Here is a 22240-nt window from a genome sequence, read left to right as displayed (position 1 = left end):
CTTGGTAGCAGACTTCACCGCAATCACAGAACCAGAACACAAATGATTGTTTTTTCAGAAATATCCTTGGAACACAAACGACAATCAAACACTGGCACGCGCTTTGCATTTCTCCCTTCAAGGTAAATCGCCTCGTGTGCCATTGAGCGTTGCCTTGAGACTCAAAACTGACCGGAAACATAACAATAACAATCTGACAATCAAGAAAATCCTGACCCAAACTGAATGAGATAAATAGAGGAACTCCAGCCATGCAAACACAAAAAGGTTTTACACTCATCGAACTCATGATCGTGGTCGCGATCGTGGGTATCTTAGCGGCCATCGCCATCCCCGCGTATCAAGATTACACCATCCGTGCCCGCGTCACGGAAGGGATTAACCTGGCGAACTCCGTGAAACTCGCGGTCTCTGAAACGGTCGCTTCCGGGACAGCGCTCGCTAACATCAACAGCCTGGCCGATGCGGGTGCGCGCTTCGACGCGACAGATGTGGTTGATACGATGGCCGTGACCGCTGGTGTCATCGATATCGGCTTCGTAAACGCCCAGGTGGGCGGTACTAACCTTGCCCTGACTTTGAGCCCCACCGTCGAGACCAACGGCACTATTACTTGGGATTGCTTTATCAATGACGCGACCCTGGCCTCCTTCGTACCGGCCAACTGCCGCGCTACTTCCTAAGCCCTATCGGGATAGGAAAACCGGGTGAAAAACCCAAAGCCGCCAAGCCCCTCGCGAGAGGGGCTTGGCGCATTGCAACAACCCGATAATGGAACATCCAGGCCGCGGATGAGTATCCAAAAAGACCTCTCTTTCCCGCGAAAAACATTCACCGGCTCCATAACGGGATTGGCTTTGGTACTTGCCGTGCTGGCATTCGCCTATCGGGGTTTCTTGTTCGTTCGGGACTTCTCCGATCACCGCGCCTCCGCCTCTATTCTGTCCGCGCTCAATGACATGCCCGTATCTTTGGGTGTCCATATCGCCGGCTACACCTTGGCCGTATCGTTGATCCATGTTCTCGTGGGCCTTATTTGGGCCTTTGCGTGGATCCGCGCCTCCCGAACATGGCCCTTGAACGCCAAGGACCGGTTTCAGCTCGGCCTACTGGGTTTCTTGCTGCTGTTCTTTTGGATCTTGCTGGCCAACGCACGCTGGTTCCCTCTTTCGCTGTTTGCGATGGGCGTGGACCGTCTCGCCATGAGCGCCCTCGGAACCATTTTTTATTTCGGCTTGGGCATACCGATCGCGGGCATCGTCGCGTTCGGGGGACTGGGGCTGCTGCACGATGGACTGAGCCGCCTTGGAGCCCGCCGGTCTATCGCCATGGTGGTAACGTCAGCATTCGTCGCCTTTCTATGGGCCAGCCCGCCTCCGAATACCTCTCACGCCGACCACGTGTCGACAGGCCAGCCCAACATCTTCATCATCGGCGTGGATGCGCTGCGCCCCGACCACCTAGCACCGGCCGGAGCACCCAATCCCTTAATGCCGTTCCTGAGCCGGCAACTCGAAAATTCCGCCGTGTTCTCCGACGCCTATACACCCTTCGCGCGGACGTATCCTGCCTGGCTGAGCGTACTGAGCGGACGCGACCCCATCGCCCATGGGGCGCGTTACAACCTGACCGATCCGAATCGAGTGGACTTGAACGGCCAGTTGACAAATATGCTTCGCGACCACGGATACACCACCGCCTTCGCCATCGATGAACGGCGATTCGCCAGTATCGACCAGCAGCATGGCTTCGATCACATCATTGGGCCGGCCATCGGTGCGGCCGACTTCCTACTCGGCGCCATGAACGATATCCCCTTGTGCAACCTCATCAGCAATACCTGGCTGGGCAAAAGACTGTTTCCGTTCACCTACAGCAATCGTGGGGCCGAAGTGACTTATCGACCGGAGACTTTCAATAAAGAATTGGCCCGGTTTGTTCAATCTCACAACCCGAAGCAGCCGCTTTTTCTCGCGGTCCATTTCGAATTGCCCCATTGGCCTTACACGTGGGCCGATGCACCGCATTCGGCTTCAGATACTGAAACAGCGCATGTGGAACTCCCCTCCTCGCCGGCTCAATATCGGCAAGCCCTACAACGCGCCGACCAACAAGTCGAGAGCTTCATGGGTGAATTGGAACAACACGGGCTACTAGACGACGCGGTTGTGGTGTTCCTATCCGATCACGGTGAAGACTTCGGGCAAGGCGAATCGGTTTGGTTTCACGGACCATCTGCGAATGGCAACCGACTGGTCGCGTTTTCCGGTCACGGAACCCACGTCATGAGCCCGGCCCAATACCGCGTGTTGTTGGCATTCCGCCGCACCGGTGGCGAGACTTTTCCGTCCGGCGCTCGGCGCGGCAACGTGTCTTTGATCGATATTACACCGACGCTCCGCGTGCTTTTGGGTCTGGAGCACGACGAGAAAAGCGCTGGTCAGCCTTTGGTGGCCAACTTGAAGGACGCCTCGGCCCCTCTACCTGACCGTACGCTGTTTTTGGAAACCGGGTTGTCGCCAAAAAGCATCACCGGCGGCAACCCATCGGCAGCAGCGGCATTCGCGGAGGCCGGTCTTTACTATCGAATCGACGAGCGCGGCCGGGTCATCCTCCGCAATGACCTGGTACCCCAACTACTGCGGGAGAAACAGCGCGCCGCATTACGCGATCGCTGGCTGCTGGCGGCTCTCCCGGATCAACAGGGCAACATCAACTGGGTGTTGGGCGATATCGAAACATCGACCTGGTGGCCCCATAACACCTGGGCCCAAACGGATGCCCCCATCGAGTCGCTTATGTTAGCCCTGTGCCAACACTATCGGTCGGATACCGAGTTCGCCATCAAGGCGCAATGCGGGCCATCAAGCAACGCCACCGTGATGCCGATGCCCCCTTCAGAAGTGCCATCCCGGAGCTAGAGTACCGCTCGCCGGGGCCGCAGAAGTCATTCGCAAGGAATCCCACACCCATGCCGGAACCCATGAAATCTCCCGCCTCCCACGTTCCGTTAACAACTGACGCCGCGCACCGCATCAACTTATCGGCACCCGATGCGGCCGCAACGGGACTGCTCACCTTGATTTGCCTCGTTCCGGTATTAGCCGATCGAACAGCGTTTTTCGACACGACAATCGCCATGAAAAGCCTGGTCGGCTTGCTGGAGGGTGCTTTTGTTGTTCTTGTGATCAATCAGCGCCAGGCTCCCATTCCGAACTGGAGAATCATCCCTCGTTCACTATTGTGGATAGGCGGCGCGTGGCTGGCATGGTCAACGCTATCGGTGATTCTAGCCGGGCATCCGATCAACGCTGTCGTGCGTCATGGCGAATGGCTGCTTCACGGCCTGTTCGCGGTCAGCCTCTGGATCTACCTTCAGTTAAGCCCGGAAATGGGCAGGCGCTTTTCAATTGCAGCGGTTGGCGGCTTTTTCGCCTATCTCGGCCTATTCACCCTGGCCTGGTTTGCGACGCCGGATCCAACCGAAGCGCGATGGATTGGCTCTATGCCGGGATTCGCCCACATCCGCCATTTCGGCTACTACGCAAGCGCCTGCCTGGTCCTCGCTTGCTGGCCATGGGCAACGAAACGAGAAGCCGGATCAACCGGATTACGGGTCTTTTGCACCTTGGCGCTGGTGGCTTGCTGGACGCTGTTGTTCTGGGCCGGTGGCCGAGGTCCGTTCTTCGCCCTGTTCACATCCATCGGTTTGCTCGCGGTGGTCGGCCTGATCCCGAACCCCCGCAAACTATTGATCATCTTGGTGACGACGGCGGTTATCGGATTCTACTTATCGGATGTCTTCGCCACATCCTCACTGGGCGCAGACCGGCTCATTCAGACCGCGGCCAACAGCCAAAGTATGGATCAATATTCGAGCGGCCGCCTTACCCTTTGGCAGGACGCACTGGCCCTCATTGCATCGCGGCCCTGGTTTGGCTTGGGGCCCGACGGCTACTTGCTGGAAACCTCGCCCCGATGGGCCGGCACAGTTCAACCCCATAGCTTTTTGATACAAGCCGTGGTGAGCTGGGGTTTTGTTGGCGGTGCGCTGGCCGTCGCATTGTTACTGACCGCCGCCGTGCTCATCGGCTGGAAGCTCCGGACTCAACGATCAGAAGACCCGTATGGGCGCCACTTCATCGGCTTTTGGCTGGCGCTGATGCTGGGTATCTTCTCTGTGGTCGATGGCACTTTGTATCACGCCTTACCCATGGCATTTACCGCCATCGGACTGGCCCTGGCGATTCCGGTACCAAAATCCGTTGCCCGCGCGTCCCAAAATAGGGGCGATCGTCGACGTTGGAATGTCATCGCGGCCATTTGTCTAACCCCCATCCTGATACACACCCTCTCACTTTGGGCCGCATGGACCGACAAACCGCCACTTCGCGACTCATGGAGAACGCAAGTCGTTTGGATGTTCCCGAGCGCTCTCTCGGACCCTTTCCGCGCCAATATTATCTCCCGCTGGTCCTGCGCATGGGAGGAACACGAACGGGAAATATGGCAACAAACCTTGGCACCTCATCTTCGCACCATCAGTGTCAGTGTCGGCGAGCGGGGGTGCCTAGATCACAATCCATAGTCGCTGGCCAAAGACTGACCGTAGCCTGCCTCTGGTGAACGGCAAAGAGTCGCCAAAGCCACTTGGTATTTGCAAATGTTCAACCGAATGTCGGGCGGAACCCTTGAATCACCACCGCGACAATATGCCTCGCATATCGCCTTGACAGGCGCCGCCTTAAGACGGTTAAACTGGAGGCGAATTGAACGATCGGTTAGTCGTGACCGGGCCGTTCATACCCCCACCGAAAAAAAACCAAAATCACGTATGAAAGAAATTGGAAGATGGCGGGGTCCCTGTTAAACGGAGGAGACAGAAATGGACGCGATACGCGCGGTTTGGAAATACGGCCGATTCTTTATCGGTTCAGCTGTGGTGGTGGGCGCGATACCCATCCTCATCATTGGCGGTCCCATCGTCAAATGGTACGCAATACTGGTGGGCATCGCCGCCGTGGGATCAGAACTACTTACGAAGCGCTACGAAGAAGAACCCGAGTATGCGCATCCGGGAATCTTCTACGCCTTGCAATACGCCAGCCAGATTGCCGGCATCGTGCTGATCATCACCTTTGCCTGGATGCTGGGCCTGCCCAATGATTTATTCGGGATCGGTGCTGCAACAAGCACGCTAATCGGCTTCGACGTCATTGCCAACCACATGGCCAATGACACCTGGGGCGTGGTGCTTTCCGCCGGCATTCTTGCGGGCATCGCCGGAGCGCTAGGGTCCATTGCCATCGGCCATGAGCTGACCCATCGCACGGAAAACCCGGTTGCGGTGTTTATGGGTCGACTGGGAGAAGCCTTTTCGCTGTTCACCCACTTTTCTATCAGACACCCCTATGGACACCATAATTTAGTATGCACGCCGGCCGATCCGGCTACCGCATTCCGCGGGGAGAACTTCTACCACTTCTTTATTCGGTCAATCATCGGTCAGAAAAAGATGACCTGGGATCTGGAAGCCATGCGCCTACGACGTATCGGCAAGTCGCCGTGGAATTGGGACAACCGTGCCCTGCGGTGGTGGGGAATCGAAGTGCTGGTGGTGCTGTTTTTCGTATACGCAGCGGGCTGGGCCGGTTTGTTTGGAATCCTGGGCGTTAGCTTGGTCACGCATATTGGCCTGGAGCTCGCCAACTATATTGAGCACTACGGCCTCGTTCGACTACCCGATGAACCGATGCAAGTCCGGCATGCCTGGAATAGCAACCAAACCGCGGCTTATTGCATGACCGTGGCCATTTCCCGACACTCCCACCACCACGCCGATGCCAGCGTAGAGTTTTGGGATCTCAAGGCCTACCCTGACCAGGCACCGTTGACACTCTATGGCTATGTGGTCAGTATGTTGATTTGCTTGATCCCACCACTATGGAACGAGCTCATGGCCCCTCGCCTGCTCGACTGGGATTACAATATGGCCTCTGAGTCGGAGCGGCGGATCGCCATGGAGCAGAACTTACGCAGTGGTATACCCGCGTTAGTCGACGCTGCCGAACGGTACTTCCGCGATCAACCGAGGCCCAAGGAAACGGGCAGAGTAGAAGAACCAGCCGGGGCAATGGCTGTGTAACGTCTGCGGTTTTCTTTATCGGTCCGAGCAGGTGATGTTGGGGAACGCATCTGCACCAGCGGACATCTGTTGCCGTGTCTTGGGTTCTGTACTCTGAGACACGCCTAACGACGACAAGCTGGAGCGCCAAGTTTTACTTGGCGCTTTTGGCGCGCGCCTGGAATACCTGTACTTAAGGAGTGATAAGCTAGGCAAGCGCAGCGAACCCCCGAAAGGTATGGCCAACTTCGCATCGCATACCGATCGGACTGTCGTCGCGAAACGATGGCGCTTGTGACGTGCGTGCAAGCCGGCTCGGATACCAAGAGCGAACGGGAAGCACAACCGGCTCCAACCGGACCTGAGCCAACGAGCACAAACCAACAACGCCATCTTACTTGGGGTAGGTTGACTGACCGGCGGGGAACTATAACCGGTTAGCTCCAACCTAATTTAGCGAGTGTACCGACACTCAAAAACTTCTCCGATTATCCGGAAATTTAAAGACTTGAACGCTATGAGCATTGGTCGTCGTATAAAACAAGCACGAGAAAAAGTCGGCATCTCTCAAACCAGACTAGCAAAGTTACTTGGGGTAACGCGTAGCGCATGCAGTCAATGGGAGTCCGACAGCGGAACCTCACCGCGTCGAGAACGGCTGGAAGAAATCGCACAAATCCTGAAAGTCAACTACGAGTGGTTGGCAACCGGGAAGGGTCCGATGTATTTCCGGCCTACTACAACACGGGAAGCGGCGGGAACGCCGGGCCGGGGCCTGCAACTTGACCAGCAAGAACTGCTGGACAATTACCAGCGCCTTGACCCGGTAAGCCAGGAAGCTTTGCTTAATTTCCTTCGCACGCTTCGCTGAGCCACAACCAGCGGATTTCCCCGGCTGCCGTAACCCGGCGTCCTCACGAAAACGTGGCGACCGAGTGGTCAGGCAGCCGGGCAAACGCATAGGTTAGCTGGCTGACGTTCGCTAATACGATTCCATGGCTGGCCGCGCCACGGAGCGCCGGCTGTCGTTTGTCACACCCCGATTTTCATGGGCGCATGGCGGCGCAAAAATACGGTTCGGTGCATTCACTCAGCCACCTCGCTCTCCTGCCTCTTCCGGCGCATGTCTCGAATGAGACGCCAGTTTAGGATGACCCACAGCCAGTTCACTTTGAACTCAAAGTCGTTGATTTTGTATTGGCCTTTTTCATCGACCCAATGGGTGATAAGACGACCCGGTTTGATGCGATAAATCGCCGTATCGCCCTCAACGACCACACGCCCCGTATCCAATCCGAGAATAGCCGGATTCATCGGGCTGTCCCCTTTCATCATCGGCAATAGTTTCTCGACGATGTTCCAAGTCAGCAGCTTCATCAACGTCAGAATGTCGTCCTTCGCCGGGCTGTCCATGATCCGCTGCATTGGGCTCTGTGCTTCGTTAGCGGGCTGCGGACCGGCCTCGTACAACGTACGTAGCATGGAAGCGGTACAGGTTAACGCGAGCTCGGCGCGTTCCTGGGTCAATTCACTGTCAGCCATTCCCTCTCCTTAGATACCTCAATCGACGACGAACGCCACCGGGCGAAAAATTTGAGTCTAACTCAAGATCGCAGCACCCAAAAATCATGGCACGTTTGCCACCCCACGCCGCCCGTTACGCCCACGCCACTACGCCAGCGCACGATCCAGCCATCCCCGTAAACGATGGCCATCCATCGCACCGGCGTGTCTTAAAATCTCCTTTCCAGAGCGAAAGAGGATCAGAGTGGGGATACTACGAATTGCGAATTGGCTCGCGACGGCCTGCTGTTCGTCCGTATTCACTTTGCCGAACCGAGCCCTTGGTTCCACCTCGCCGGCCAGCTGATCAAATATCGGTGCCATCATTCGGCAAGGCCCGCACCAAGGGGCCCAAAAATCCACTAACAACGGAATGCTATCGTGCTGTAGATGACGCGCGAGCTCCGAACCATCGAGAATCATCGGCGCGCCCGTAAACAGCGGTTGATGGCATTTTCCACACTTTGGGCGGCGCACCGGCAAGGCATCCGCCGGAAGACGATTAACCGCACGACACGTACTACAAACGACGTGCTGGACTTCGTTCATCAAAAATTCCTCGAAACCGTTCATTTTGGCGTTGGGAGCTCGCGTTCATATGATGGTGACGGCAGCACCGATTCCCAAGGCTCCGGCATGCCCCACAAGACAATGATCAACCGGGATGGCATGATGCTGCTCTTTTGGCGCCAGAGACGCCACCCAAGACGACTCGCCGGAGGCTTGGCACCGCACCATGACGACAGACGCATTATTCAAGTTTGAAAACCACCAATATACTCCGACTGATCGCGCAGTCGGACCGTGGGACCCCGGGCTTCTGCACGGTGGCGCCACGGGCGGCCTTTTCGCCTATGCCGTCGAACAGCATCTCTCAGACCCGGCGTTTCAATTTGCGCGTCTGACGGTGGACCTGTTCCGCCCGGTGCCGTTCGCCCCCCTCACCACTCAAACTGAAACGCTCCGTGAGGGGAAACGGCTGCAGATTATCGAGGCTCGACTTCTGGCCGGTGATAAGGAAGTCGCTCGCGCCCGCGCGCTGGCGCTCCGCACCGCCTCGGTCGCGGTGCCAGACCACGCTCAACCAGACACCGTAGCGCCACCGGACCCCGCTCATATTCCCGTGACGACGCTAATGGGGGGACCCTTGCCGCCCTCTGACCAGTTACCGCCGGGGATGCATTTCGCGCTTCAAGCAAAGATGATTTCCGGTATGAAACTCCGTGGCGAGGGTGCCGCCTGGTTGCGCTTCGCCCTGCCGATTGTCGCCGGAACCCAAACCAGCCCATTCGTGCATGTCGCCGCACTGGCGGATTTCGGAAACGGTTTGGGCCAACTCTACCTAGACGGCAAAACCGGCTGCATCAATGCAGACATCACCTTGCACCTGTACCGTTATCCGCGCGGACAGTGGGTTTGTCTGGATGCCCGCGCTCGCATGGAGGAACACGGCATCGGTGCGGTCGAAACTCAACTGCACGATGCCGAGGGACCCATCGGCCGAGTGACACAAGCTTTAGTCACGCGCACGTTTGGTCGCTAACGTGGCTAAGGCGGGCCTGTCACTGCAAAACGCTGCAAGGGAAAGGGCGTTCAAGTTATAATCCTGCCGCTACAGACGCATAATCAAAGTCGATCCCAAGCGACGACGTACCAATAACAAAAAGACGATCGGCAGCATCGCACGCACGGCGTGAAATTGGAGCACACCGACGCGGACTCCGATGCCTAACCCGGAGGGCAACATGCCCTGTACGGACAAAGCCAGGTCGTCACAAGACCCGGGGATATCGTTGTGTCCGTTGACAATCGGCTCGCCTTAAACATCGAGTCACTGGGGTCTGATGTCGAAGACGAACATGGCCTCGAAGCGCTCATTGAGCAAGCTCGCAAGGGAGCCGGCAGACGGCTCGGCGAGATGCTGCTGGAGCGTGGCTATATCGGACCAGCCGATCTCAACAACGCGCTTCGGGAAACAGAACAACCCCAAGCCCCGCGGCTCGGGGAGTGGCTGGTCAAACAGCAACAGATCACCGGGCAACAAATCACTGAACTGCTTTCCGAACAATTCGGAATCGCACGTATCCGTCTGCGTAATTTTCAAATCCGCCCGGAGATCGTTGCCATCATTCCTGACCGGATGGCACTGGAATACGAGATACTTCCCTTGGCCATTATCAGCGGCGCACTGATTGTCGCCACCGCCGACCCGTTCGACGACCAAGCACTAAGCAACATCCGCTTCTTCACCGGCCGAACCATTCACCCGCTACTGGCCTCGACCGAGGACATCGGCCAAGCGCTGCATCGCTACTATGCCTCCGAAGCTGCCGATCAGGCCTTGGAAGAACTCAACTTCTCCACCCCGGCCAGCAATATCGATGGCGCCAAAGATCCCAGCAAACCGGACTACCAGGCCGAAATCGAAGGCAGCCGCAAACCGGTAGTCCGTTTGGTAAACGCCATCATCATGCGCGGAATCCACGAGGGCGCATCGGATATCAACATCCGACCAACGCCCGATCGAATCAACATCTATCACCGCGTGGACGGCAAACTGCACTTGGCCAGAACCCTGGATCGTGGGCTGCTGGCGGCATTGGTGGCACGGATCAAAATCATCGCGGGGATGAACATCGCCGAACGGCGGCTTCCGCAGGACGGCAACGCCCGGGTATCGAAACGGAACCATCCGGTGGACTTGCGAATGTCGGTGATCCCCACGGTGAACGGTGAGAGCGTGGTGATTCGCATCCTCGATAAACAGCGGGGAGTTCGCCCTCTCAAGGAAATCGGGTTTCAGGAAAAAGACCACGCTTGGCTTGTTGATTTCGCCAATCGTGCCCAAGGTATGTTTCTCGTCACCGGCCCCACCGGCTCCGGCAAAACCACCACGCTCTATGCCATGCTGTCCCAAATCGCCCGTCGGGAATGCCACACCATTACCGTCGAAGACCCGGTGGAGTATCAACTCGAGGGCATGGAGCAAATTCAGGTTAATAATCATATCGGGTACGACTTCGCCCGCGCCTTGCGGCATATCCTTCGGCATGACCCGGATGTGATCATGGTGGGGGAAATTCGTGATACAGAAACGGCGCGCATCGCCACCCAAGCGGCCCTAACAGGCCACTTGATGTTGAGCACGCTCCACACCAACGAAGCGGCCGGCACCATTGGCCGACTGCTGGACATGGGCATCGAACCCTATCTACTGAGCTCGACACTCCTCGGGGTGATCGCCCAGCGGCTGATTCGCCTCAACTGCCCCCGCTGTCTGGAAGTGGAAACCGTCGATCCCCATGTCGCACAATCCCTGAATGTCCACGCGGGAGAAGTATTCTATCGGGGAAGCGGCTGCGAACAATGCCACCATACCGGCTTCAAAGGGCGAACCGTGATTTACGAGCTGCTGGTCAACAGCCCTGAGGTTGCCAGCCTGATACGCCAAGGGGCACCCAGTGAAGAGATTTTTGCCGGGGCCGTAAACAACGGCATGCGCCCGATGTCCGATCATGCCCTGCAACTGGCTCGGGAAAAGCGCACTGCACTCCAAGAAGTGTTTGCGCTGCGAAACCGCTGAGCCAACCCCTGCAGTGTGTCAAACCGACACGCCGCCGCAATGGGTTGATATCATGTGACATCCGAACCACAGGGCAGCAGAGCATCATCGATGAACCCGGATTTTTGGCAAGAACGTTGGACCAGGGGCGAGATCGGTTTCCACCGATCCGATGTTCATCCGCTGCTTGCCGGGCATTGGCCGACATTCGCGATTCCCGCGGGCACGCGCGTTTTGGTTCCGCTATGCGGCAAGTCTGTCGACATGATTTTCCTGGCCGAACAGGGCCAGCAAGTGGTTGGAATCGAGCTCAGCCATTTGGCTGCGGAAGCCTTCTTTTCGCAAGCCAAGCTGGAACCCGCTCAGGAACGCCGGGGCGGTTTCGATGTCTGGTCCGGCGGCCCTTACCAAATCTGGGTGGGCGACTTCTTCGAGCTGACCCCTAAGCTCATCGGCACATTCGACGCCGTCTATGATCGCGCCGCCCTGATTGCCCTTCCCGAGACGCTGCGCACACGTTATGCCACGCAAATAGGCGACTTGGTCACCCGAGGATCAGAGGCACTGCTCATCGCCTTGGATTATCCCCTCGGCGAAATGAACGGCCCGCCTTTTTCCGTTTCCAGCCAAGAGATTCACCAGCTCTTCGGCACCCACGCCAACGTCCAGTGCCTGGAGCGCATAGACATTTTGTCCGAAGAGCCCCGCTTTATTCAAAAAGGGCTATCAGCGCTGACCGAATCGGCCTACCGGATTTCCTTTCACCCCTGAGCACCGCTCGCATCAACCTCACCGGCGTGTTGTAGCTCGCGCGGTCGCATGGAACGTCACAGCACTTTCGAGGCGCATCAGCAATGATAGTATGCTTATTGGTCGACCTTGCTGGACCACGATAGCAACTGCGCACCCGCACAGCCGGCTGAAGAATCGGCATGCGCGCAGACGAACACCCGTAGGACCCACCATGCTACAGATCGTCGCTGACACCGTTTCCGATTGGCTATGGTCCCCGGATCTGGAGACCGCACCCTGGCCCAAACGTCTGCTGTTCGGGACGCTACGTTTGTTTCACAACGTGATTCGCGATGCCTGGCGCGGCCCACTGCAACTCCAGGCCATGAGCTTGGTGTACACCACCTTGTTATCCCTCGTCCCATTACTGGCGTTGAGTTTCTCCGTGCTCAAAGCCTTTGGGGTTCACAACATGGTCGAACCCTTGCTCGCGACCCTGCTGGAGCCACTCGGGTCACAAGGCGTCACGATCACCAAAGAAGTCATTGGCTTCGTCGAAAATATGCGCGTGGGGGTGCTCGGCTCGATCGGCTTGGGCTTTTTGATCTACACGGTGATTTCTCTGATTCAGAAGATCGAAACCAGTTTCAATCAGATCTGGAAAATCGACCAGCCCCGGCGTCTGGCACGGCGTTTCAGCGACTACCTCAGCGTCATCCTGGTCGGCCCGCTGCTCTACATTACCGCCACCGGCGCCACCGCATCGGTCCTCAGCAGTGAAATCGTGCAGTATTTCCTCGCCATCAAACCGCTCGGCACGGGCCTTTATCTCACAACACTGCTGATGCCCTACGTTTTGATCGGTGCAGCCTTTTCCTTTACCTACAGCTTTCTGCCCAATACCCGGGTTCGCCTCGGCGCGGCACTGAGCGGTGGCGTGGTCGCGGCCATACTTTGGCAATTGGCAGGCCGAGCTTTCGCCTATTTCGCGGCCTCCAGTACCCGTTTTGACGCCATCTATTCGAGCTTCGCCATCCTGATCTTGCTGCTCATCTGGTTGTATTTGAGTTGGTTGATTCTGCTGGTGGGTGCTCAAACGGCGTTCTACGTGCAAAACCCCCGCTTTCTCTCGCCAAAGGGCAACGGCCGGGCTCCCACGCCCGGCGAAGTGCGGGAAAACCTCGCCTTGTCCATCATGTATATGGTCGGTCAGCGCTTTTTGGCTAAATCGAAACCACCCACGTCAGATGAATTGGCCCACCACCTCGGCGTAACCGGCGTGGAACTCTCATCCACCGTCGGGCAACTCATCGACGGGGGGTTGCTACTGGAAATAGGCGAGCGGGAACCTTGTTATGTCCCGGGCTACGACCTCAACCAGATTCGTCTGACCGATATTCTGAACTGCGTCCGACGCGATCCGACGGAACAACAGCAATCAGCGCCCAGCCGTCTTGCAGCACCGGTGGTCGGCTTGCGACAAGCACTGGATCAGGCCATTCACCAGACCTTGGGCGAACGCACGCTGCGCCAGTTGGTGGAACCGGCGGGTCCGGAAGAGACCACGAGCGAAACAGAACAAAACGATATCACCGAAAGGAGACCCGCATGACCGACACCACTTACCCCAGGCTGCTCAGCCCACTGGATTTGGGGCACTGCACGCTGAGTAACCGCGTCATGATGGGTTCCATGCACACCGGTCTGGAAGAAGCCCGACATGGATTCGAGCGAATGGCGCAATTCTACGGCGAGCGCGCTCGGGGCGGCGTGGCCCTGATTGTCACCGGCGGGTTTGGCGTCAACGCCACCGGCGCTTTGGCCATGGGCGCTCGCAAAATGACCACCGAGGAAGAAGCCGAAGCACACCGCGTCATCACCCGGCGGGTGCATGACGAGGGCGGAAAGATCGCCCTGCAACTCATCCACGCCGGTCGCTACGCTTACAACCCCAAGTCGGCCGCCCCTTCGGCCATCCAAGCGCCCATCAACCCCTTCAAACCCCATGCCATGACCGCCGAGGAGGTCGAACAAACCATCGACGATTTCGCTCAGGCGGCCGAATTGGCGCGCTACGCCGGCTACGATGGCGTTGAGATCATGGGCTCCGAGGGTTATCTCATCAATCAATGGTTGGCACCGCGCACCAATCAACGGGATGATCAATGGGGCGGCAGCTTCGAAGGCCGGATGCGCTTTCCCACGGCGATCGTGCAACGGGTCAGAGATCGTGTCGGCAATGAGTTTATCGTGATTTATCGCGAGTCCATGCTGGACTTGGTCACAGACGGCAGCACGGGGCAGGAAATCGTCCAACTGGCGCAAGCCATCGAAGCCGCCGGCGCCAGCCTGATCAATACCGGGATCGGCTGGCACGAAGCACGGATTCCCACCATCGCCACCATGGTCCCCCGCGCCGCATTTGCTTTTGCCACCGGGCGGGTAAAAGCGGCGGTGGGCATTCCGGTGATCGCCAGTAACCGCATCAACATGCCTGACGTCGCCGAGCGGCTATTGGCCGATGGTGTCGCCGATATGGTTTCCATGGCCCGCCCCATGCTGGCCGATTCGCACTTCGTGCAAAAAGTGCGGGACAACCACGTCGAGGAGATCAACACCTGTATCGCCTGCAACCAAGCCTGCCTGGATCATACGTTCTCGGGACGCATGACTTCCTGCCTGGTCAACCCCCGAGCCTGCCACGAAACCGAATTGAACTATGCGGAAATGGGTCGTCCACAGCACATCGCCATCGTAGGCGGCGGACCGGCCGGACTGGCCTATGCCACTGTCGCCGCCGAACGGGGACACCGCGTCACACTGTTCGAAGCCAGCGACGAGTTGGGCGGGCAATTCAAGCTCGCCCGACGGGTTCCGGGAAAAGAGGAGTACCATGAAACCATTCGCTACTTCTCCCATCGACTGCAACGACTGAAAGTCACTGTCCGGCTGAACACCGAAGCCACTTTGCAATCCTTGACCAGTGGCGGATTTGATCGGGTCATTTTGGCCACGGGCGTTACGGCGCGAGTTCCGCAGATCCCGGGGATCGAGCACCCCAGCGTCATCACTTACGTTGACGCCCTGACGGATCGAAAACCCGTGGGCGCGCGCGTGGCGCTGATCGGCGGGGGCGGCATTGGGGTCGACACGGCGCATTACCTCAGTCACCGGGCTGGTGAACCCTCTCCTGGGTTGGATACCGATGCGTTCTTCGCCGAATGGGGCGTGAGCACCGATTTGTCGATTCGCGGCGGTCTGGCGAGCAAAAAAGTCCAGACGCATAGCGGCCAACGAACCATTCACCTTCTCCAGCGCTCGTCAGGGAAAGTGGGTAGCAAACTCGGAAAAACCACCGCCTGGGCCCATCGGGAAACACTGTCGCTGCGCGGCGTGAAAATATGGACCGGCGTCCGCTACGAGTCCATCGACGACCAGGGCTTACATATCCAGGTCAACGATGATCACCAAACCTTACCGGTGGACACCATTGTGATTTGTGCCGGCCAGGAATCACTGCGTTCGTTGGCTGAGCCACTCAAGGCAGCGGGACTTGCGGTCGATCTCGTTGGAGGTGCCGATGTGGCTAGCGAACTGGACGCGAAGCGGGCGATCGACCAGGCAACACGACTGGCCGCCCAAGTCTAAGCTCTGAAGAATCAATGGGTTCGCCTCCGCGCCACCCGGAAACCTAATCGGTTGAGAGCATTCATAATGAATGCGAATGTGCCCGTGTATCGGATTGTGGAGAAAACAAAAGACATGAACAAACCGTGGTTGGCTCAGTATCCCACCGGCATTCCGGAACATATCGACCCAACACAGTACGCGTCGCTAGCCGAAATGTTCGAACACAGCGTGAATCGGTTCGCCAACCGCCCCATGTACGCCAACATGGGCTCGCCGCTCACGTTCTCCGATGTCGACCGGCTCAGCCGGGAATTCGCGGCCTATTTGCAAAGTTCTTTAGGTCTGAACAAAGGCGACCGTGTCGCGATCATGATGCCCAACGTGCTGCAATACCCGGTCGCCTTGTTTGGTATTCTTCGGGCCGGCATGGTCGTGGTCAACGTGAACCCTTTGTATACCGCCCGGGAACTGGAACACCAACTGAACGACGCGGGCGCCCGCGCAATCGTGGTCTTGGAGAACTTCGCTCACGTGGTCCAACAAGTCATCGACCGGGTGAAGCTTGATCGCGTTATCACCACACAGATCGGCGATCTGGTGCCCTTTCCGAAACGGGCGCTGGTTAATTTTGTCGTTAAGCGCGTTCGTAAGATGGTTCCCGACTGGCAGCTGAAAGATCCCGTGCCGCTGCGGCGTGCCTTAGCGGAAGGCCGAACGCAACCCTTCAAGCCGCCACAGCTCAATCACGACGACTTGGCATTTTTGCAGTACACCGGGGGCACCACGGGTGTTTCCAAAGGAGCCATGCTCACCCACGGCAATATGGTCGCGAATGTACTCCAAGCCTCGACCTGGATTTCGCCGCACACCCGAGTCGGTGAAGACACAATCATCACGGCGCTACCGCTTTACCACATCTTCTCGTTGACCGCGAACTGTCTCACCTACATGCATCTGGGCGGGTTCAATGTCCTCATCACCAACCCACGAGACATCCCGGCCTTCGTCAAGGAGCTTTCCAAGCTGAAGTTCACCGCGCTCACGGGCGTGAACACACTCTTCAACGCCCTGCTTCAGAACGAGCAGTTTCAGCAGTTGGACTTCTCGTCGTTTCGTATGGCCTTGGGTGGCGGCATGGCGGTGCAACGCGCCGTTGCCGAACGGTGGAAGGCCGTTACGGGGGTCACCCTGGTGGAGGCTTATGGCCTGACGGAAAGCGCCCCGGCGGCCACCATCAACCCCCCGGACCTGGCGGAATATAACGGCTCCATCGGCCTGCCCCTGCCCTCCACCGAACTGGCGATTTTCGATCCGGCGGGCCAGCCGCTGCCGGCAGGCGAAGTCGGCGAAATCTGCATTCGCGGACCGCAAGTGATGAAGGGGTATTGGAATCGGCCGGAGGAGACTGCCAAAGTGCTCGCTCCCGACGGTTGGCTACACACCGGCGACATGGGACTCATGGCCGACGACGGTTTTTTCCGCTTGGTCGACCGGAAGAAAGACATGGTTGTCGTCTCGGGCTTTAACGTCTTCCCGAATGAAGTCGAGGATGTCCTGGCCATGCACCCGGATATACTCGAAGCCGGCGTGGTGGGCATTCCGGATGAAAAATCCGGCGAGGTGGTCAAAGCCGTGATCGTCCCGAAACGGGACGATCTCACCGAGGAAGAAATCCTCGCCCATTGCCGCCAATACTTAACGGGCTATAAAGTACCCAAAGTCATCGAATTCCGGTCCGAGCTCCCGAAATCAAACGTGGGTAAAATCCTGCGCCGGGAGCTGCGCGGCTGAGCAACCCTGACCCCAGCAAGGTGATACCGCTCGAGAATCATGGACGAAAGCGTACGACTGGCAATGAAAAAATGGCCCAATGTACCGGCCGCATATCACTGGTTATCACTGGACCGACGGGGCCGTTGGTTGCTTGAAGGTCGCTTGCTGCGACACGAGAGAACGATCGCGTTCATTGCCCGCAACTACCTGTGCGACGAGCACGGGGCGTGGTACTTCCAAAATGGACCACAAAAGGTCTTCGTGGCGCTGGCCTATACACCCTGGGTTTATCACCTGGCCGGCGGACGGAACGCCGGCAGCCCAGGCTCCCTGCTAAGCCATACCGGAATCGAAGTCCAACGGATCGTCAGCAGCTGGATGGACCAGGAAGGCTCGCTGTTGTTGGAAACGGAGCTCGGCATCGGCGTGTTGGACGATCGCGACCTGGACGCTTTGACATCCTGCATGCTGGACGAAGATGGCCAGCCGCTAACCGACCGTGAGCTGGCCGACCGCATTGAGCGGCTCATGTCGCAAGACGCCGAGACGGTGATTGTCCTGGGTTACGGCGAACAGCGCGTCGCGGTCCGACCCATCCGCGCCGGCGAAGTACCCCAACGCTTCGGCTTCATCCAGAATCCGCAGCCGGCCGCCGACGACTCAGCGCCGACGCCGGCCTGACACCAGCCCCAGCCAAACTGGCCGATCAGACCGTCATGCCTCCGTCCACCACATACACGCCACCGGTGCAATAAGCCGATGCATTGGAGGCCAAAAAGACGGCCAAACCCGCGATGTCTTCAGGCGTTCCGATGCGATTGATCGGTGCCATGGCCAAAGCCTGTTTTACCAACTGCTCGTTTTGCCAAAGCGCCTGGCTGAACTTGGTCTTGATCAGACCGGGACAGATCGCGTTGGCCCGAACGCCCATACCGCCCCACTCCTTGGCCATCACTTTGGTCAAACTGATCAGGGCCGATTTACTCACACTGTAAAGGCCCAGCATGCGCTCGGGATGTAAACCGCCGACGCTGGCGATATTGATAATGGAACCCCCGCCGCGTTGACGCATGATAGGCAGCGCCTGCTTCGACAACTCCAAGGGACCTTGCACATTCACCGACATAATTTTGCCGAACACGCCTTCGTCGGCGTTGACCATCGGCCCGAAAACCGGATTGGTCGCCGCATTGTTGACGATGATATCGACGCCATCGTAGATCTCGACCGTTCGGTCCACCAAAGCGCGCGCCTGCGCCATATCGCCCATATGGGCCGCCACGCCGGTCGCTTCCAAACCCGCCTCTTTAAACCGGTTCGCCACCTCGTCGACCGCTTCCTGCTTGCGGCTGCTAATCACCACCCGAGCACCGAACTGCGCCAACGCCAAGGCGATCCCTTCGCCAATGCCTTTGCTGGCGCCGGTGACGATGGCCACCTTACCTTCGAGATTAAACTGATCCTTGATATTCTCAGTCATGATATCCATTCACTCCTCGATTTCGAGCGCGTGGTCGATAGACCTGACGCCCTTCCGGCCGACGGTTCGACCACCACGTAGAGACAGCTGACGCAAATGGATCCAAGCATAGATCAGCCGAGCCACCCGAGCCAAACCGGCGCCAACGGCCGGAGGCCGCTGACCCATCCCAGTGATCTGCTGGAATCGGGCGAGCCGGTATTTTTGGACAATGCGGCCGGTACACCCATCTTGCGGGCGTGCGTTGAACGCTATAGCCGATTTTGCCATCGAGCACGCGCCCAATTGGGCGGGCCGTATCACCGCTCCGGTCGGGCCCACCGGGTCATCCAAGCGTCGTTGAATCACCTTTGCCGCTGGCTGGACGGCTCCGCCGGAACCACCCTGGTTGCCGGACAAAGCGTCACGACCCTACTCAGGCACCTCGCCGACGCCTTGGCTGATGATTGGTCAGTGGGAGATGAGGTGATCGTCAGCCGGCTGGAGCACATGGCCAACGCCAACCCCTGGCTGGCCTTGAAACGACAGGGAGTCCGCGTTCGTTGGTGGTCTGCCGGTGATCATGGCCGCCTGGAGGCGGACCAACTGCGGTCGCTCATCACACCGGGCAAAACCCGCCTGATCTGCATGACCCACGCGAGTCACGTCACCGGCGCGATACAGCCGGTGGCGGATATCGTCCGGGAAGCGCACGCCCATGGCATTCCTGTGTGCGTGGATGGCACCGCCCTCGCAGCGCATCGGCCGGTGCAACTGAGCGAAATCGGCGCCGACTATTACGCCCTGAGTTTGTTCAAATGCTACGGCCCGCAACTCGCCTTGCTGGCCATCGCACCCACGGCCCCGCGGTCCGTGAATGAGCGGTTGCAGGCTGATAGTTTCGACTACGCCCAAACCTATGCCGCCACGGCGGTGGCCGATTTCTATGCCCGCCTGGCGGATAATCAAACCAGGCCTCGCAGACAGCAATACTTGGATGGCTACGCAGCTGTCGCCGAGCACGAAACGGCGCTTTTGAGCCATCTATACCATTCGGTGGGTGAGCTCAAAGTGCTTCGCACACTGACCGGCGGCCCGGTGGAAGAACAGGCCGGCACCCTGGCTTTTCGTCTACCGCCGTCGATCGATGGCGCTCAATGCGTCAAGCGATTGGCTGATTCAGGAATCGCGGTCCGCTACGGACGCTTCAACGCGCCGTGGACCTTGGATGATCTGGGAGAGCCGGGGGTGCTTCGGATATCGGTAGGCGTCCACAATTCGCGGGTCGACATCGACCGGTTCACGCGGACCTTGCGCCAACTTTTGGCCGAATCGCCAGACTGGACACGCTAGAAGGCGAACGCTTTAGCCTGCCGCAACCCCGAATCTTCCCTGCGCCTTAGGCGCCTCGCCGCACAAGTCCGACCAACGCAGCGGATCCGGGTCGGTGAGCAGTCGCTCGGCAAACTGCTTAGCCGCCTCCAGATTACTTCGGGCCTGGGCGCTCAAGGGCTCGCCCAGCTCGAAACCATAGCCACGAATGGCCAGCACAAACGAAGGCGGCGGAGCCTCGGCATGAACGCCTTGAAACACAGCCAACAAGGTCGCAGGCGCCAAGGCGTGGCTGGTGTATCCGAAATCGCGCTCCGCCTGGACGGGGAAAAAAGCATAGGGGTCTGGCCCGCTGGCGCTGGCATCCACAAATAGAACCAAGCGCCGTCCGAGCATATCCAGGGTGTGCTCCAGCTGTAGCTGAAAATCGGTTAACAGCTCCACGCCGGAGAAGCCCTGGCCCGACGTGTCTTCTGTCGCCAGCCAGCGGGCAAATTCGGGACCCAGCGCGTCATCGCCCCGGCTCGGATTCCCGTAGGCAAAGACCAACGCCGGAGCGAAGAGACCGGCCATCACACCATCCGGGCAATATCGCCAGTACTGCTCTTGCTCAAGGCGTCGACCACGGTGCCGTCCGCCTGGACCAATTCCACTTTAAGCGGCATCCTGCCCAGGGCGTGGGTGGCGCAGGATAGACACGGGTCGTAAGCGCGAATCACCACTTCGATCTGGTTCAACAAGGGTTCGGTCAACTCGCGACCGTTGAGATAACGGCTCGCCACCTGGCGCACAGACTCGTTCATCGCCTGGTTGTTGTTGGTGGTGGACACGATCAAATTAGCCTTGGTCACCAACCCCTGTTCGTCGATTCGGTAGTGATGGAACAAAGTGCCTCGGGGCGCTTCAATCACCCCCACCCCTTCGGATTGCAGCGTGCCGGTGGTACGCAACTCTTGCCCTAACACATCCGGGTCGTGCAGCAAGACTTTGATCGCCTCGGCACAATGCAGTACCTCAATCATCCGCGCCCAATGGTAGGCCAGGGCGCCGTGCATGGGTTCAGCGCCCGCAAGCGCTTTGAATGCAACCCGTTCGGCCTCCGCCAACGGCGTGTCGATAAAGTCACAGGCGTTCACTCGGGCCAGCGGACCGACCCGGTACCAACCGTCGTCCGGCCCGAGGCTGCGGATAAACGGAAATTTCATGTAGGTCCAAGGCTTGACCTGTTCCTGAATGTACTGTTCGTAATCCACATAGTCGAGATGATCGAACAGCACCTGCCCTTGCGCATCGGTCAGGCGCAACCCGCCGTGGTACAGCTCCAGGGCCCCGTCCGGGCGGGTGAGCGCCATGAAGTTGGATCGAATCAGGCCGAAGTTCTCGTAGTAGTTTCGACTGGCTTCGTAAATATTGCGAATCAGTCTCACGCCCTCACCGGCCCAAGCAATCATCTGATCCACATCGGCCAGCAGCTCATCGCGCTCCGAGATGCTCAAGGATTTGTTCACGCCACCGGGAATGGCGCAAGTACCGTGAACCCGCTTGCCGGAACAGACCCGGATAACTTCCTGACCGTACTTACGCAGCTTCACGCCCTGGAGAGCGACATTCGGCCGGTCGGCAATCACACCGATGATGTTGCGGTGCGCCACTTCGTCATCGTAGCCGAACAGCAAATCGGGGGAGGCCAGGTGGAAAAAATGCGTGGCATGGGATTGCAGGGTCTGCCCGAGATGCATGAGCCGGCGGATTTTCTCGGCCGTGGGCGTCAGCTGCGACGCGCCAACGAGCATGTCCACGGCCTTGCCGCCGGCCAACTGATGACTCACCGGACAGATACCGCACAGCCGCTGCACCAGCACCGGAACTTCCCAGTACGGGCGCCCCTGAATGAACTTCTCGAACCCGCGGAATTCAACGATATGCAAGCGTGCCTGGCGAATCTGGTTCTGATCGTCCAGCAGCAGCGTCACTTTGCCATGCCCCTCAACCCGGGTGACCGGCTCAATGACCACCCGGGTGAGGTTGTCCCGGTTTTCGGTGGTTTCCAATTCCGACGTCATGA

At 58.4% G+C, this 22240-nt stretch carries 18 protein-coding genes; 13 read left to right on the top strand and 5 right to left on the bottom strand.

The window, feature by feature from the left end; all coding sequences use genetic code 11:
- Positions 1 to 251 precede the first annotated feature (251 nt).
- From SVU69_05845 to SVU69_05825, 5 genes are all read left to right on the top strand, one after another.
- Positions 252 to 683, top strand: a complete 432-nt coding sequence (locus SVU69_05845) for a pilin (protein MDY6942522.1) — start codon at positions 252 to 254, stop codon at positions 681 to 683.
- A 108-nt stretch (positions 684 to 791) separates the two neighbouring features.
- Positions 792 to 2921, top strand: coding sequence for a sulfatase-like hydrolase/transferase (locus tag SVU69_05840; GenBank protein ID MDY6942521.1), 2130 nt, complete (start codon positions 792 to 794; stop codon positions 2919 to 2921).
- Positions 2922 to 2971: 50 nt separating this feature from the next.
- Positions 2972 to 4588: an O-antigen ligase family protein gene (locus SVU69_05835; GenBank protein ID MDY6942520.1), complete on the top strand. Its 1617-nt coding sequence runs from the start codon at positions 2972 to 2974 to the stop codon at positions 4586 to 4588.
- Positions 4589 to 4885: 297 nt separating this feature from the next.
- Complete coding sequence (locus tag SVU69_05830) at positions 4886 to 6145, top strand: alkane 1-monooxygenase (GenBank protein MDY6942519.1); 1260 nt, start codon at positions 4886 to 4888, stop codon at positions 6143 to 6145.
- 496 nt (positions 6146 to 6641) lie between these two features.
- Entirely contained in the window at positions 6642 to 6995 is a 354-nt protein-coding gene (locus tag SVU69_05825; GenBank protein ID MDY6942518.1) for a helix-turn-helix transcriptional regulator, read from the top strand.
- 215 nt (positions 6996 to 7210) lie between these two features.
- Here the strand turns inward: SVU69_05825 and SVU69_05820 are convergent, their stop codons facing one another.
- On the bottom strand, positions 7211 to 7666 hold the full coding sequence (locus SVU69_05820; protein MDY6942517.1) for a hypothetical protein: 456 nt from the start codon (positions 7664 to 7666) through the stop codon (positions 7211 to 7213).
- A 129-nt stretch (positions 7667 to 7795) separates the two neighbouring features.
- Positions 7796 to 8236 (bottom strand): thioredoxin TrxC, encoded by a 441-nt coding sequence (gene trxC, locus SVU69_05815; protein MDY6942516.1) that lies wholly within the window; start codon positions 8234 to 8236, stop codon positions 7796 to 7798.
- Between the two features lie 187 nt (positions 8237 to 8423).
- Here trxC and SVU69_05810 point away from each other — a divergent pair, with 187 nt between their 5' ends.
- From SVU69_05810 to SVU69_05780, 7 genes are all read left to right on the top strand, one after another.
- On the top strand, positions 8424 to 9230 hold the full coding sequence (locus tag SVU69_05810; protein ID MDY6942515.1) for a thioesterase family protein: 807 nt from the start codon (positions 8424 to 8426) through the stop codon (positions 9228 to 9230).
- 252 nt (positions 9231 to 9482) lie between these two features.
- A complete protein-coding gene (locus tag SVU69_05805; protein MDY6942514.1) occupies positions 9483 to 11270 on the top strand; it encodes a GspE/PulE family protein in 1788 nt (595 codons plus the stop codon).
- Between the two features lie 90 nt (positions 11271 to 11360).
- Positions 11361 to 12020 carry a thiopurine S-methyltransferase gene (locus SVU69_05800; GenBank protein ID MDY6942513.1) on the top strand — a complete coding sequence of 220 codons (660 nt, stop codon included), beginning with the start codon at positions 11361 to 11363 and terminating at the stop codon, positions 12018 to 12020.
- Positions 12021 to 12213: 193 nt separating this feature from the next.
- Positions 12214 to 13593 (top strand): YhjD/YihY/BrkB family envelope integrity protein, encoded by a 1380-nt coding sequence (locus SVU69_05795; protein ID MDY6942512.1) that lies wholly within the window; start codon positions 12214 to 12216, stop codon positions 13591 to 13593.
- Entirely contained in the window at positions 13590 to 15629 is a 2040-nt protein-coding gene (locus SVU69_05790; GenBank protein ID MDY6942511.1) for an NADPH-dependent 2,4-dienoyl-CoA reductase, read from the top strand. Before SVU69_05795 ends, SVU69_05790 begins: the two co-directional genes overlap by 4 nt.
- Positions 15630 to 15743: 114 nt before the next feature.
- Positions 15744 to 17402: an AMP-binding protein gene (locus SVU69_05785; protein MDY6942510.1), complete on the top strand. Its 1659-nt coding sequence runs from the start codon at positions 15744 to 15746 to the stop codon at positions 17400 to 17402.
- 39 nt (positions 17403 to 17441) lie between these two features.
- Positions 17442 to 18065, top strand: coding sequence for a DUF2946 family protein (locus SVU69_05780; protein MDY6942509.1), 624 nt, complete (start codon positions 17442 to 17444; stop codon positions 18063 to 18065).
- Positions 18066 to 18090: 25 nt separating this feature from the next.
- Here SVU69_05780 and SVU69_05775 read toward each other — a convergent pair whose 3' ends face one another.
- A complete protein-coding gene (locus SVU69_05775) occupies positions 18091 to 18864 on the bottom strand; it encodes a glucose 1-dehydrogenase (GenBank protein ID MDY6942508.1) in 774 nt (257 codons plus the stop codon).
- 96 nt (positions 18865 to 18960) lie between these two features.
- Between SVU69_05775 and SVU69_05770 the strand changes: the two genes are divergently transcribed.
- The gene (locus SVU69_05770) at positions 18961 to 20196 is read left to right on the top strand and encodes an aminotransferase class V-fold PLP-dependent enzyme (protein ID MDY6942507.1); all 1236 of its coding nucleotides are present in this window, start codon (positions 18961 to 18963) and stop codon (positions 20194 to 20196) included.
- 12 nt (positions 20197 to 20208) lie between these two features.
- Here SVU69_05770 and SVU69_05765 read toward each other — a convergent pair whose 3' ends face one another.
- Together SVU69_05765 and SVU69_05760 are read right to left on the bottom strand one after the other, a co-directional pair.
- The gene (locus tag SVU69_05765) at positions 20209 to 20748 is read right to left on the bottom strand and encodes a hydrogenase maturation protease (GenBank protein MDY6942506.1); all 540 of its coding nucleotides are present in this window, start codon (positions 20746 to 20748) and stop codon (positions 20209 to 20211) included.
- Positions 20748 to 22238 (bottom strand): Ni/Fe hydrogenase subunit alpha, encoded by a 1491-nt coding sequence (locus tag SVU69_05760; protein MDY6942505.1) that lies wholly within the window; start codon positions 22236 to 22238, stop codon positions 20748 to 20750. Before SVU69_05760 ends, SVU69_05765 begins: the two co-directional genes overlap by 1 nt.
- Positions 22239 to 22240: the final 2 nt, after the last annotated feature.

The organism is Pseudomonadota bacterium (assembly GCA_034189865.1).
GTDB lineage: Bacteria > Pseudomonadota > Gammaproteobacteria > UBA5335 > UBA5335 > JAXHTV01.
The sequence above is the reverse complement of the archived record's forward strand: the minus strand, read 5'-3'. Positions and strand labels throughout refer to the sequence as shown.